This is a genomic window from Chryseobacterium candidae, assembly GCF_004916905.1.
Taxonomy (GTDB): domain Bacteria; phylum Bacteroidota; class Bacteroidia; order Flavobacteriales; family Weeksellaceae; genus Chryseobacterium; species Chryseobacterium candidae.
This window is the reverse complement of the sequence record NZ_SDLV01000021.1, coordinates 1-14,027: the sequence shown is the minus strand read 5'-3', so window position 1 is coordinate 14,027 and position 14,027 is coordinate 1. Positions and strand designations below refer to the sequence as shown.

General features: G+C 30.1%; 12 protein-coding genes. All 12 read left to right on the top strand.

All coding sequences use genetic code 11. The annotated features are described in order from the left end of the window. Positions 1-99: 99 nt before the first annotated feature. On the top strand, positions 100-516 hold the full coding sequence (locus EK417_RS11190) for a hypothetical protein (RefSeq protein WP_136522207.1): 417 nt from the start codon (positions 100-102) through the stop codon (positions 514-516). 76 nt (positions 517-592) lie between these two features. Further along, the gene (locus EK417_RS11185; RefSeq protein ID WP_136522206.1) at positions 593-1,987 is read left to right on the top strand and encodes a phage tail-like protein; all 1,395 of its coding nucleotides are present in this window, start codon (positions 593-595) and stop codon (positions 1,985-1,987) included. A gap of 1,142 nt (positions 1,988-3,129) precedes the next feature. Further along, positions 3,130-3,594, top strand: coding sequence for a phage tail-like protein (locus EK417_RS11180; RefSeq protein WP_136522205.1), 465 nt, complete (start codon positions 3,130-3,132; stop codon positions 3,592-3,594). Between the two features lie 714 nt (positions 3,595-4,308). Next, positions 4,309-5,349: a phage tail-like protein gene (locus EK417_RS11175; protein ID WP_136522204.1), complete on the top strand. Its 1,041-nt coding sequence runs from the start codon at positions 4,309-4,311 to the stop codon at positions 5,347-5,349. A gap of 32 nt (positions 5,350-5,381) precedes the next feature. Continuing rightward, positions 5,382-6,428 (top strand): phage tail-like protein, encoded by a 1,047-nt coding sequence (locus EK417_RS11170; RefSeq protein ID WP_136522203.1) that lies wholly within the window; start codon positions 5,382-5,384, stop codon positions 6,426-6,428. Between the two features lie 126 nt (positions 6,429-6,554). After that, positions 6,555-7,163 (top strand): phage tail-like protein, encoded by a 609-nt coding sequence (locus EK417_RS11165; protein ID WP_136522202.1) that lies wholly within the window; start codon positions 6,555-6,557, stop codon positions 7,161-7,163. A gap of 31 nt (positions 7,164-7,194) precedes the next feature. Then, positions 7,195-8,079, top strand: a complete 885-nt coding sequence (locus EK417_RS11160) for a hypothetical protein (protein WP_168801981.1) — start codon at positions 7,195-7,197, stop codon at positions 8,077-8,079. A 652-nt stretch (positions 8,080-8,731) separates the two neighbouring features. Beyond that, entirely contained in the window at positions 8,732-9,190 is a 459-nt protein-coding gene (locus tag EK417_RS11155; RefSeq protein WP_136522200.1) for a transposase, read from the top strand. A 140-nt stretch (positions 9,191-9,330) separates the two neighbouring features. Continuing rightward, a complete protein-coding gene (locus EK417_RS11150) occupies positions 9,331-9,669 on the top strand; it encodes a helix-turn-helix domain-containing protein (RefSeq protein ID WP_136522199.1) in 339 nt (112 codons plus the stop codon). A gap of 357 nt (positions 9,670-10,026) precedes the next feature. Further along, positions 10,027-10,605 (top strand): hypothetical protein, encoded by a 579-nt coding sequence (locus EK417_RS11145; RefSeq protein ID WP_136522198.1) that lies wholly within the window; start codon positions 10,027-10,029, stop codon positions 10,603-10,605. Between the two features lie 10 nt (positions 10,606-10,615). Continuing rightward, complete coding sequence (locus tag EK417_RS11140; protein WP_136522197.1) at positions 10,616-12,013, top strand: L-type lectin family protein; 1,398 nt, start codon at positions 10,616-10,618, stop codon at positions 12,011-12,013. A 265-nt stretch (positions 12,014-12,278) separates the two neighbouring features. Next, a partial coding sequence (locus EK417_RS11135; RefSeq protein ID WP_136522196.1) for a leucine-rich repeat domain-containing protein occupies positions 12,279-14,027 on the top strand: 1,749 nt, incomplete at its 3' end.

Sequence of the window (14,027 nt, the reverse complement as noted above, 5' to 3'; positions counted from 1 at the left end):
AAAAAAAAAAAAAAAAAAAAAACACATTATAAGTCAGTTAGTTATAACATTAGTCTATTATTGACTAATGTTTAAAATAACAAATAAATGATATCTATAATGGCATACTTAAACTATACTGTTCTTCTTGTAAAAGAGGATTTTTCGTATTTATGTTTAGGTAATTGTTTTTTGAAGGAAAAGTATATAAATGTTTACTCTGTTTTAGTATCAAAAAAAGTAGTAAAGCAATTTTATCATGACGTTTATAAAAAATCACAAAAATGTAAAAATCGAAATCAAATAATTTATATTCAGTTTTTCGATGATGTTTTGTTTTGCAGTTATAATTTGATTGGTGGTTTAGTTTTAAGTTGTTTTGTATTTATTTATAATAAATTGTTGCACATTGTTGATGAAATTGTATTTGGATTATTTAATGAGAATAAGAATAATCACTTAGTCTCCATTAGATACTTTTTTGTTTATTTTATTAAGGAAGATTCTCTTAATGAACGTTCACCACCTCTTTTGTAAATTCTTTACAAAGATAATCTTTTGAACATTCTTTGTTTTTAAAAATCAAATGTTTATTTATTAAAAAATCAATAAAATGAAAAAAAAATTTTTAGTTTTAGCCGGCTCATTATTCTTTTCACATTATGCTTTTTCGCAAGTCGGGGTTAATACTCAGTCTCCTAATGCTACTTTGGATGTTGTAGCAAAGACTACTGACGGTACGAAAGCTGAAGGAATATTGGCTCCTAGGCTCACAGGAGACCAGATTAAATTAGCTGATAATATGTATACTGCTTTGCAGAAAGGTGCAATAGTGTATGCTACTTCCGCAGTGAGTTCTGCAAGTATAAAAACAAATTCTATTAATGCACCTGGATACTATTATTTTGATGGTTTAGTATGGAGATCTCTTTCCTCACCTCCGAATATTTACAATAGTGATGGATATTTAACTGGGCCTAGAGCTATGGATTTAAACTATAACACGTTATGGATTAATGGCGCTTCCTCAGGGCTTCAAAAAAATTTATTAGATTTAAATATTGGTCAGGATGGAAGAGGGTATGGTTATCGTAGTGACGATTATGGTATAAATATCTCTTCTATCTCAAGTACTACTTCCGGCAGAGTAGCAAGAATTAATTTTGGTACTACTCCTCAATTGAGGAGATATTTGTCTTTCAGTGCAGGGAATGATGAATTAATGTATATTACAAATCGAAATGGTGGTCAAATTGGAATAGGCACTACTGAACCTCAGAATTTTTTTCATATAGATGGGAGTAGAAATAATCCACAAATTGAGGGAACTCCACCTACCGCAGCTGAATCTCTTGATGATTTTACTGTTAAGTCAGATGGTAGCGTAGGTATTGGAACATATGCTCCAACAGCTAAGTTAGAATTAAATTCGGGAACAGCTAATGTTTCTGGTCTTAAATTTACTAATCTAAATTCTTCTACTCCTGTTTCTTCCGGGGCTACTTTGGGGGTGAATGCAAATGGAGAAGTTGTAACAGTTAATGGTAATGCTTTTACGCCTGCTTTTGGGAAAGTAACTTTGCCTAATAGTGTTGTGATTAATGGTAATACTACTAATGATGATCTGATTAATATTGAATTGCCATCAGCGGGAACATATTTAATTAGCTATACAACGAGAGGAGAGTTTCAAAATGGTGCTACTACTACAGCAGGTTGTTGGATGACAAGTTTTTTGAACCAAGTAACAGAATCTCCATCTAATACTTACACCCGTCTTAAAGATAGTGAAATTTTAGTTGTAACAACAACAGATTCTTCTCGACAAGTAATTGGTGGTACAGGTTCAGGAACTTATATCGTTACTGTTACTGGTAAAACCAAATTTTCTCTTGGAGTCTTTACAGTGGTATCTCCAATTAGTCAAGGAGGTACAACTAATCAAGGTGTTATTCTGAATAATAATGATGGTAGAACTTCAATCAGTTATGTTAAAATCACTCCATAAATTGTTGTTCACTAGGTATTTGTTTATATTTTTAACAGCTTCTTAGGTTATATTGTTCAAAAAAAGAAAATCGTCCGACAGATTTAAGTGAATACTATCTAAAAAATATGAAATATAGAATTTGAATCAGTGATAATAAAGATATTATTTTTTTATCTATATGTTAATTAAATAAGATTATAAAAAAATTACCAAAATTTTATCAATTATTTTTACAGTTGAAGTTTTTATGTCTGTATCTACTCAAAATACAGCTTTTATATTTCGCATTTTAGATTGTAAAAACTGTAGTTCTTAATTGTTAAAAGATAATTGTTTTTGATCACAAAATATTTTTTATATAGCATAACTATTTTAAATTTTTCTAATCTATATATTGTTTTAAAAATTTAGAAATGATTCTAAAATCACGATGATGCTTTTTTATGCCTGCTAAACTTTTATGTTTAGCAGGTTATAAAAAGAGCTAGAATTATTAAAATTCTAAATTATGTGCAATAATAGAAAAAACAAACTCAAGTCATTTATTACAATTTCTTTATTTTATAGATTGGTTTTTGTAACGTTGTTGAAAACAGTATTTCATGTATTTTGTGCCAATTTCATACTTATATATATATGTAAAATAATTTTAATTATAATTTAAATATGTATTTAAATAACAAATATAGAGCAATTTTTTTCTTTCAAATTTTAATTTTTGTTTGGATTTTATTTTGTTCGTTTTTAATTTTTATTATTACAATCAAGAACCTATTTAGTTCTATTATTTTCATATTATTTATTGTAATTACTGGTCTTTTTTTAACTTTTCTTTTGTATATAATTTTATTTGTTATTAAAATTATACACATAGATATAAGCGGATTAGGTGTTACATATATAGCTCAACCTGTTTTTTTTAGTTTTTTTGGAAAACAATTCCACGAAAAGTATGAATTTGATTATAGTGTAATTTCAAGGATTCATTTTAGAAAGATTTTTAATAATTATTTTATTTTTAAAATTATTACCAATAAAAAAGTTAAAATTTACGACCTACCAATCTTCTTTTTTAGTAAAAATGCAATTTCAAAAATTAATGAATTTTACATGAAGTTTGAAAACAATATTATATTAATAGACAATTTTTAAATTTTTTTATGAAAAACACAATTTTATATACTTTTATTTCAGTATTCTTTTACGGATCTGTTTTTTCTCAAGTCGGTATCAATGCACAGACTCAAAAAGCTACTTTGGATATTGTTGCAAGTACCACAAATGGCTCAAAAGCTGAGGGTATTATTGCCCCTCGTCTTACTGGAGATAAAATTAATGCAGCTGATGCGCAGTTTGGAGTATCTAAAAAAGGTACAATTTTATATGCGACTGCAACTGTTACAAACGTCAGTATTAAAACTGCAACCATACCCTCTCCGGGATATTATTATGGAGTTACTTGGAAGTCTTTATCAGGTGCCATCTCTGAAATGACAGGTGCTACATTAACAGTAGCTGGTACTGGGTGGATAGTTCCAATTCCTGCAGCAGGATTCAATACAAATTTCTTAAAAGAAGAGACACGACATTGGCAGATCCAGCCAATCTGTACAATTCTGATGTAACACTTAAAAATAACAGAGCTGTAACCATGGATGGAAATATTCTATTATTTAATTCTACAAGCTCAAACGTTAGAATGGATAGTACTTAAGGTATATTACGCTTGTTGGGATAAGAAATGGTGTTCCGAGCGGAGAATCCAATCAATTATCATTAAGGGGTAAGGGTATGTATATGCTACCACAGAATCTACACGGGTTCTGCTATATGATGGCAGCTTCAAAAGGCTGCAGCGCAGACTCTACTCCAGGTAAGATTGATTTTTATATAACTTCGGAAAACAGCATCGCTCTTAATCTGCGAATGACGATACCATAAATGTGTGAATAGGAACTTCTACTACTGTTAAAAAGTTAGATTTTAGAAGTTTTCCTGCTAATTAAAAGAAATATAAGATAGTGGTGACAAAAATTAATATGTATAATAATTATCAAAATTTATTGCAGATACATTAGTATGAGTCTTTAATCTAATTTTTAACTGTGTATAATACAATTTTTCTGAAGATTAATACAGTATGTTTTTTGTATAAGATTTGATTTTTGAATGCCATTATCTTATTTTATAGTTTTTTCTAGGGAAAATTTTTCAAATTATTTTATATAAACACATATAAAGTGATAAGTAAAGTTCTTTTTCCTCATAGAATTCTGTTTGCAAACCAAAGCTTACGTGTTATCATGTTAAGATGTTGTTATTTTTATAACTAAATTATAATGAAAAAAAAAATCATATTATTTTTATTCCTATTATTTTTATTTCAACCTGCTTTTCCTCAAGTGGGGATCAATACACAGAATCCTAAAGCAACATTGGATATTGTCGCAAATAAAACGGATGGAAGTACAGCGGAGGGATTAATCGCCCCCCGCCTAACCGGAGATCAAATTAAGGCTGGAAATTTTCAATATGGCATTGATCAAGCTGGGGCTATTATTTATGCAACATTACCAGTTACAACTGCAGATGTGAAAACGGCTAATATTACAGATATTGGATATTATTATTTTGACGGAAATGTATGGAGGAAAATGAATAGTAATTTATATAATTCTGATGGAGTAATTACTACAAATAGGAATGTCAATATAGGTAATAATAATTTACTATTTACAGGGAGTGGTAAAATAGGAGTGGGTAATTCTGATCCTAAAATGAAACTAGATACCCGTAGTGTACCAGGTAATGCTTCTCCAGGAGAGGGTGCCATAGCAATAGGAGAAACTGCTGTAGCAGCAAATATTGCTGGTCCTGGAGCTATTAGATATAATTCTAACTTAGGTGGGCGCTTGCAATACAGCAACGGTACAACATGGAATACGCTAACATCCAATATTCAAAAATCAATAGTAGTAGCAGATTTGGCTACTAATAGTTTTAATTTTATTAACGGAGGAACGTTAAAAGATGTAAGTGGATGGAATGAGACAGTTGATGTGAATAATAATTTTGATCCTGTTACAGGTATTTTTACAGCTCCTAGAACAGGAAATTATATACTTAATGTTGCGCTTTTACCTACTGTTACTTTAAATACTGAGGGTCGTTTTGAAATACATGTTTCAGTTAATAATGTGTCAACTACCGCAGGAGTAAAATCTTCAGTTGCTGGTTATATGTATTGTGGAGCTACTATCTCAAATATTTTGCATTTGAATACTGGTGATAGTGTTAAAGTTCAGTACTTTCATAATTTAGGGACGAACAGACTAAGTCACACATCCAATTTTAACGCTTTATCAATAACAGAATTGTAATTCTTTTTTAAAATTTAATTAAAAATTATTTAATGAGATATACATATATATTAGTAATTTTTCTATATCAATTTGTTTTTTCGCAAGTGGGTATTAATAATCATTTTCCTAAAGCGACGTTAGATATTTTATCAAATAGCAATGCTAATAAAGCTGAAGGTATAATCGTCCCGCGTCTTACAGGTGATCAAATTAAATCTGGTGATATTGAGTATAATCTTGAGCAAAAAGGATGTCTCATTTATGTAATTTCTCCTGTTACAAGCGCTTCAGCTAAAACAGCTAATATCACAGCTATAGGGTTTTATTATTTTGATGGTAATATGTGGCAACGAATTGATAATTCATCTAGTAATATTTATAATTCTGACGGAATACTTAGTAAGAGTAGAGTTGTTGATATTAAAACTTACAATCTTGCTTTTACGGGAAATGGAAAAATTGGAATAGGTAACTCTTCTCCTGTTACAAAGATAGATATCCGCTCACTGCCTGGATCTTCTTCACCTGGAGAAGGTGCTCTAGGTATTGGGGAAACTTCTTTTAGTCCATTTCATTCTGGAGCTGGTGCATTGAGATATAGCTCATCTTCTGGAGGAGAATTACAGTATAGCAACGGAACACATTGGAATAGTATCACATCAGATGTTCAAAAGTCTATCGTTGTAGGAAATTTGGCCACTAATTCTTTTACTTTTGTAAATGAAACTCCTCTTTCAAGAGTTTCTGGATGGACAGAAACAGTAGATACAAATAACAATTTTGATCCAGTAACAGGAATCTTTACCGCTCCTAGAGATGGGAATTATTTAATAAACACTTCTCTTTTGCCATCGGCGATACCTACGAACATTGGTTCTTTTGAAGCTCATATACGAAAAAATGGTTATAAAGTTACAGCAGGAATTGAACAATTAATTCAAGTTTCTTCGGTTCCGTACTATTTCGGAGTTACTATTTCTACTGTTATTAGGGCAGTTGCAGGAGACCAAATATGGGTAACATACTTCAATACGATTGGTTCAAATATTATAAGTAATTTAAGTAAATTCAATACAATATCTATTGTTGAATTGTAAAATAGGACAAACAAATTTCAAATTCATCTCTATAACTTTAAATATTTAATCCATTTTAAATAGAAATTAAAAGGAAACTTATAAAAGTTTCATAGATTAATATTATTTACATTAATTAAAAACAACATGGTAAAAAAAATTTTTTTTATTTCAACATTTTTTTTTTCGTACGAGTATGTTTTTTCGCAAGTCGGAATCAATACAACGTCACCTCAGGCTACGATAGATGTTAAAGCCAAAACCACTGATGGTTCTAAACCGGAAGGTCTAATTCCTCCACGTCTTACTGGTGATCAGATTAGTAGTGCTGATAATCAGTATGGGGCAAATCAGATTGGGACAATTATTTATGCTACTGCGCCAGTCGCAGTTACAACAACGAAGACAAAGAATATTACCAGTGCTGGTTATTATTATTTTGATGGTGTTTTATGGAATAAGATGTCATATAATGCCAATGTTCTACTAAGTGTCAATCAACAAAATCCTACATATATAGGAAATGAAACAGTAATTTTAGATAATAATGCTGGTATTCATAATATTCAACTTCCTGCCCCTAGCACTATGAACGGTAAAATTTTATACTACAGAAATAATAGTACTGCTTCTGGTGTTGCAGGGACTGCGACATTTATTGTGAATGTACCCATAAATAATACTACTTGCCAGCCTAATAGAGGAATGACTCTATATTCTGATGGTACAGCATGGTATGTGATCTCTGGTGTTTAGTATCGTTTCTTGTAATATTAAAGGAGATAAAATGAAAAGTTATAAAATAAAAAATAGTAAAATGAAAAATAATAAGTATATATTTGGTTTTTATTTATTAGTACTTGTGTCTTTCTTTTCACATGCGCAAGTATTGTCAAATGGTCAAATTCAGAACGCGTTTACAGATAGTAATGTATTTTTAGATGCTTCGACTAATTATGATCCGGATATTTGTGCTTCCAATATAGTTGGTAAAGGATTACTTTTTCCAAGAACCGACTTGACAAAATGGTCATTTACAGGAAAATTGGGAGATCTTATTTTTCCAAGTGCTTATGACGGAATGATAGTATATAATACAGGCACTGGACTAACACCAACCGGAAATAATAATACAAATAAATCTACTAGAGTATTTCCAGGATTCTATTATTTTTTTAATCCTTCTGCTTCTAATAATATTAATAATGGAGTTTGGAAGCCTATTGGAGAAAATGCGAATAACGCCGGAGCGCCTCAAAAGGTATTATTTACGGTTCCTGTATATGATGTTGATGCCTATTTTTCAAGTCCTGTAGATTTGACTCAAAGTTCTAAGATGAGAGTTAACGGAACTAATTACGATCCTAATGCTCAATTTGCTGTAATAAGGGAGTCTTTTGCAGGAGGATGTACTATAAGGATAGCACCAAGACTATTTAATAATTGGAATAAACGAGATATTTCGCTACAGATTTCTGTGAGAAGTCTTACTAAATCAAATACTTTTGCAAAAGATAATGATATCATGCCTCCTATCTGGAGGAAAATTACACAAACAATTAATCCTGATGATATTAATAATTATGATGGTTCGTTTCTCGTTTATTTAGAAGATTTTGGAAATGCTATACAGAATATAGAATTATATATAGAAATGACTGTGTATCCATAATAAAGAGAAAGCAATTTTATTAAGTTCTATAAATATGTTGTAATCGTTTTGTTAGTAAAATTAGCCATTATGTAAAGAAAAGCAACAGATTCTATATTTTTTTTATATTAAAACACGTATTTGATTTTTTTAGTTGTTGAAAACTCTACTAGTTTTTGTGTTGCTCCGGGTATGACAGAACTTATTGATTTTTCAATTTTAAGTTCTCATGCCCGGTTTTATGATATTTTATGTGTGATTTATATGGAAGATATAAATGTTTTTATAGTGTTGTATCTCTTATCGATCATTAAATCTTTTTGATATTCTATAGTATTAAAAGTAACCATTGATAATATTTATCTGGTTATAGAAGGTTATTTTTAAATGATATAAGTTTATGAAAAATGTCTTTTAGAAATCAACTAATCATTTTATATCAAAATTGTGTGCAAAATTGTACGTTATGTAAAAATCAAAAAGAATTTATTAATTGTAACATGAGTTCCAAATGAATATTAATGTGGATGAAATATCAAGTACAGTTTATTTTTTGATTTAGCAAACAACTCTAAAATTTTTATGCAAGTAAAAGAAGTTAATATATATAAGAAAATAATGGGTAATCAGTAGAAGCAATATTTTTTATTAATCAATAATATAGTCAACAAAAATGAATTTTAAAAATATTCATATTGGAAAATTAATCGAGAAAGAGGTTCTAAATAGAGAAATTGAATCCTCCAGAATATGTAATTTTTTTAATGCAAGTGAAAAGGATATTTTGAATATGTATGAATGTGAAGACCTTGATACCAAAAATCTTTTGCGCTGGAGTAAACTTTTAGAATATGATTTTTTTAGAATTTATAGCCAGCACCTAATTTTATATGCACCTCAGGAAAGATTTCATAACAGAAAGAAAAATGAAGTTAATCATACGGTACTTCCTAAGTTTCGTAAAAATATTTATACCAATGAAGTAATAGAATTTTTATTAGAACTTATAATTTCAGGAGCCAAAACAAAAACTCAAGTGATCGAAGAGTATGGAATTCCTAAAACAACTTTGCATAAATGGATCACCAAAAGAAAAACTTTTAATGATGAGGAAAATATTAGCTTTTTGTAAAAATCTGATTAATGATAAGTTTTGAATATTTTTTAATGCTTATTATAAAGTAAAATTTATAAGATATTCATTCAATATAGTAATTGCCATTTATTTAAACGAATATTTAAATTTTAAAGTGATTTAAGAATATAATATCAATGAATACTATACCTAATTATAAAAAAATCTATACTGATATGATTTTAATGAAATATCCTCATAAAATGGATCAGTGTCATGCAATATTGGAAAAAAATATTATAAACTCTCTTGATGTTGTTTTGCTAAATAATATTTTAGTTGGGGTAGCTCATAATCAAATCAGACTAAACACTAATCTGAGATCTTATGACAAGGATACTGTTTTATATATTTTAGAATATCAGATTGAACATAATCTCAACAACAGACAACTTGCAGCTCAATTTAATTTAAGCCGCAATACCGTTACGAAATGGAAAAGGATTTTCTATAGTCTTACAAGAAATGATAAATAATCTTAATAAATTACATTGTTATGAAATTCAAAATGATTTATTTAATCAAAACACATCTAACTTCCTTTATATAGTTGCTTGTTTATTTTGTGTTTATTTAATGGGATAAACATATCAATATTATTGATTTGAAAATTTAATTAAATTTTTCATCTGTTTTTAAAGACGCCGGGAAAAGAAAAAATAAGCTTATTTCACAAATCAAGTTGTTCCTTTTTCCCGGTTTTTTTATATGAATTAGTGGTTATTCATTTCATTAATTTAGAGAAAGATTCATTAACAAATTTAAGGAAACGTATCAAAATTTTTCAAGAAATAAATATGGTAAGATTTTTTTTTATATACAGTATTTTCGCAATGGCTAAGTGTTATAGTCAAGTTGGTATCAATACCACTAATCCGAAATCAACATTAGAATTGGGAAGATCATCTTCTTCCAATATAGCAGAAGGCCTCTTAACGGTTCGAATGACTGGTAATGCTTTGGCTGGAAAAGATAATTATTATGGCACGGACCAAAATGCTACAGTAGTGTATGTAACCAGCACGCCTACAACACCTACTTTAAAAACCAGTAATATAAACTCTCCTGGATTTTACTACTATAACAGTGTTTTATCAAAATGGCTATCACTTAGTATGCCTAAATTTTTTTATATGCCTTCTGTTATTTTTGACACTACTGTTTTAGGACCAAAAACTAAGGATTTATATCAACTTTATTATGATCAGTTTACTTCTCCAGCTAAATCAAGTGCTGGTGCTTCAGGAAAGATTCCTGTTCTGGGAAAGAATGATTTAGAGTATTACATAACTTATTATGACACCAATCTTTTTAGCAATGTAAGTATTGATGCAAATGGTTTGTTGAGTTATACTGTAAATAGTAATGCTTCCGAAACAAGTTTGATGAATATTGTATTTGTTGTAAGATAAAATTGTAATTATGAATCTTAAGTATAGAAATTCACTATTAATCAGTTTTATTTTATTATGGAATGCGGGTAGTTTTTCAGGACAGTTTAGTATTACAAATAGTTTTAAAACTTCTGAGAGCACTGGATTACGTATAGGAGATAATGCCTATTTGACCGCTTCTACAGGTGCAGATCCTAATGGGGATGGCTGGCTTAGATTAACCGAAGCACAGGCCAATCAAAAAGGTTATATGTATGTTTTACAGGGATTTCCTACCACGCTAGGCGTGGTAGCGGATTTTGAGTATAAAGCTTGGCGTGATACAAGTGACGGTAATTATAACGGTGCAGATGGATTTTGTGTATTTTTGTTTGATGCTTCAGTTACGGATAATGATTTTAAATTAGGAGGATATGGTGGCTCTCTTGGATATGCTACTTATAGTAATCCAGCAGGAACAAAAGGTCTTTCAGGAGGGTATTTAGGTATAGGATTGGATGCCTATGGTAATTATTCAGCCGCTACAGAGAACAGAAATGGGGGAAGTTCAAAGGCTATTCCTAATGCATTTGTAGTTCGTGGACCTACGAGTAGCTTTTACAATAATTCTAATATCTATTTGACAAGGAAAGAATTAGGAGATAGAAGTGGAACACTAGAAGCTATACGTAAAAGGAATGAAATAGATTACAACACAATTACGGCAAGTCGTCCTTCAGATCATGTTTTTTATCGCCGAGTTCAGATCAGTATCTCAAAGTTGGCTTCTGATTATCTTATAAATATTAAATGGAGAAAAGAAAACCAATCAGATTTTACAGATGTATTAACTTATACACTTGATGCAGCCTTGTATCCTATGCCGAATAATCTTAAGCTGGGATTTTCAGCATCAACGGGTAGTGGTTTTAATTATCAGGAGATACGGAATATTATCCTAACCACTCCCGGTAACATAAGAGTGGATAGCACTTCAGATTCAAGTTTTGTATGTAATGAAAAAAAGAATTCAGTCACCTTTAAAATTGAGGTTACCAATGATACAAATGCTGCATTAAATAATATTAACTTTAATGGAAGGATTATTGATGAAAATAATACGTTATTGGATTTGTCCACATTCAAAATTACTTCACTTTCTGTTAACAGCGGTTTTACCAATTCTAATTTGCCAACTTCAAATTTTTTGACCAATGAAATAAATGGAGTCGTTGGACTTCCTGCGAAATCCTCAGGTATTATAACCTTGAACGGTGAATATTATAAAAAGAAGATCAAAAGTAATAATCATTTTAAAATGGTTTCTAACGTAGCAAGCAGTCAAATAGGAGATACTGATTTAACGAATAATACTTTTTCTACAAAAATTGATGTGAAAAGGTGTTCGCTGATAACAAATCCTTCCTTACCGTCGTGTTCTTTTTAAATTGTTACTAACAGTATCTCTGTTCAATAATTAATTTGATCATTTATTATAATGAGATTATTTTATTCAATATTCTTTTTTAAGAGATATTGTATACATTTAAGTAATATTCCATACAAGTAGAGTATGAGATATTTTGAGTAAACGCAAAAGTCTGGTTAATGTGAAAAGAAATATTATCCTGTCTAAGTATAGTAAACAGTTTAAAATGCTTTAGATTAAAAAAACATTAAAATTACTAATTAAATATTAAAAGAATACATATATGAATGAACAAGCATTAAAAAAGGTTCAAAAACAAATAAAAGAGTGTGTCCGTGGTAATTTTTTACATAATAGGAGAAGTGAACCAAAATTTTTAGATTTGTCAGGGTTAGGTTTAGATTCAGAGACTTTAGAGGTTGTGATGCCTGAAATTATTTCTAAGCTTCCCGATCTTGATTCGCTTTTATTGGATTACAACGAGCTCACAAGTTTACCTGAGAGTATAGATAAACTAAGAAATCTTAAGGCGCTTAGATTAGATGAAAACGATCTTACGAGTTTACCTGAGAGTATAGGCAACCTAAGAAACCTTAGGGAGCTTGAGTTAAACCACAACAAGCTTAATAGTTTACCTGAGAGTATAGTGAACCTAACAAGCCTTACCAAACTGTTTATGTCACATAATGAGATTAAGGATTTACCTAAAGATTTTAAATTTGATAATTTTGGAATGCTCGAACAAATACAATTTATAGATAATCCTTTGTCAAGAAAAACTAAAAAAAGCTCTGAAGATTTTTTAAGATTTTGGAAAACAAGAGAAACTCGCTTTCTTAATTTCCTTGAAACTATATATCCGGGTAAAGAACGTAATTTGCAAAAATTGATAGGTGATTCTGATTTAGATTACCGTATTATTATTAATCATGGTTTTGACAAGAATGGTAATCCTAATAGTGTTACCTTGAAAAAATCTCATAAGAATCTTATGAAAGAATTTATGGGTAGTGTTCCTATTGATACTGATTATGAAAAGAATTTATATGGTGATACCGCTAAAATGCTTATAGATAATCTACATGATCGCAATATTAACCTTGAGGAAAGAAATTCTATACAGTCAAAAATTGCGGCTAGTTTGGGAAACGGTTCCGCTCCGGTTAAAGATCTTTTGATGAGAGATAAAATCGAAAAGATGTTACAATCGCGAAAAGAATTATCTAAAAGTGATTATTTGATGATAGAACGGCATGCTATTATTGAGGAAATGAGTAAACTGAATCAACTAAATGGAAAAAAAGAAGCGATATATGCCCTGGCGGATTTAATTTATTCCAAAAATTATGTATCGAATTTAGCTCAAGGGTCAGGTCTTAAATTTGGATTTAGGAAAACGGTATATGATGAAAAGGATATTGAAAAAATCGATCTTCACATGCCCAAAAATCATTTGGTAAAGCCAATAGAAAGTATAAGCCCAATATCAGAAAATATAGATTTGGGTTTTAAGGATTTAAAGAGTTCTGTAATTCAAGAATTTGTTAAAAAGTTTAATGATGATAGTGGGCCTTATGTAGCTCGCTATGAAGGAACCGATATTTATTCGTTAAATGCGAAAAAGATAAAGGAAATAACAGAGAACTATTTATTTAAATTGAATTTACTTACGCCTGAACTACAAAAACAGATTACAGAAGAATCTATAAAGCCGAGAGACGGAAAATATTCATCGAAACCTCAAAATGAAATTATGGATTTTGTAGCTGTAAATCAAAATTCCCCAAAGATTGAGCCAGAGTCACGTGGAATAAGATCGTTTTTTAAAAATCCTTTTCGTCATGCAGGTGTCCAAGCTCAATCAATCGTACAGCGAACAACTAATCTTTTTAAGGGGAAATCTCCTCAACCTCAAGCAGAGTCACATGGAGAAGGATCGTCTCTTCCAGCATCGCCTGTGCCTTTAAGTGAAACAGTTGTAGAGGTAAATAAAAGTACTCTTAGGACTGCAGATGTGAAAACTCAACCAGAG

Coding starts and splice junctions, on each gene's coding strand:
- EK417_RS11190 (WP_136522207.1), top strand. CDS start 100: ATGGCATACTTAAACTATACTGTTCTTCTTGTAAAAGAGGATTTTTCG.
- EK417_RS11185 (WP_136522206.1), top strand. CDS start 593: ATGAAAAAAAAATTTTTAGTTTTAGCCGGCTCATTATTCTTTTCACAT.
- EK417_RS11180 (WP_136522205.1), top strand. CDS start 3,130: ATGAAAAACACAATTTTATATACTTTTATTTCAGTATTCTTTTACGGA.
- EK417_RS11175 (WP_136522204.1), top strand. CDS start 4,309: ATGAAAAAAAAAATCATATTATTTTTATTCCTATTATTTTTATTTCAA.
- EK417_RS11170 (WP_136522203.1), top strand. CDS start 5,382: ATGAGATATACATATATATTAGTAATTTTTCTATATCAATTTGTTTTT.
- EK417_RS11165 (WP_136522202.1), top strand. CDS start 6,555: ATGGTAAAAAAAATTTTTTTTATTTCAACATTTTTTTTTTCGTACGAG.
- EK417_RS11160 (WP_168801981.1), top strand. CDS start 7,195: ATGAAAAGTTATAAAATAAAAAATAGTAAAATGAAAAATAATAAGTAT.
- EK417_RS11155 (WP_136522200.1), top strand. CDS start 8,732: ATGAATTTTAAAAATATTCATATTGGAAAATTAATCGAGAAAGAGGTT.
- EK417_RS11150 (WP_136522199.1), top strand. CDS start 9,331: ATGAATACTATACCTAATTATAAAAAAATCTATACTGATATGATTTTA.
- EK417_RS11145 (WP_136522198.1), top strand. CDS start 10,027: ATGGCTAAGTGTTATAGTCAAGTTGGTATCAATACCACTAATCCGAAA.
- EK417_RS11140 (WP_136522197.1), top strand. CDS start 10,616: ATGAATCTTAAGTATAGAAATTCACTATTAATCAGTTTTATTTTATTA.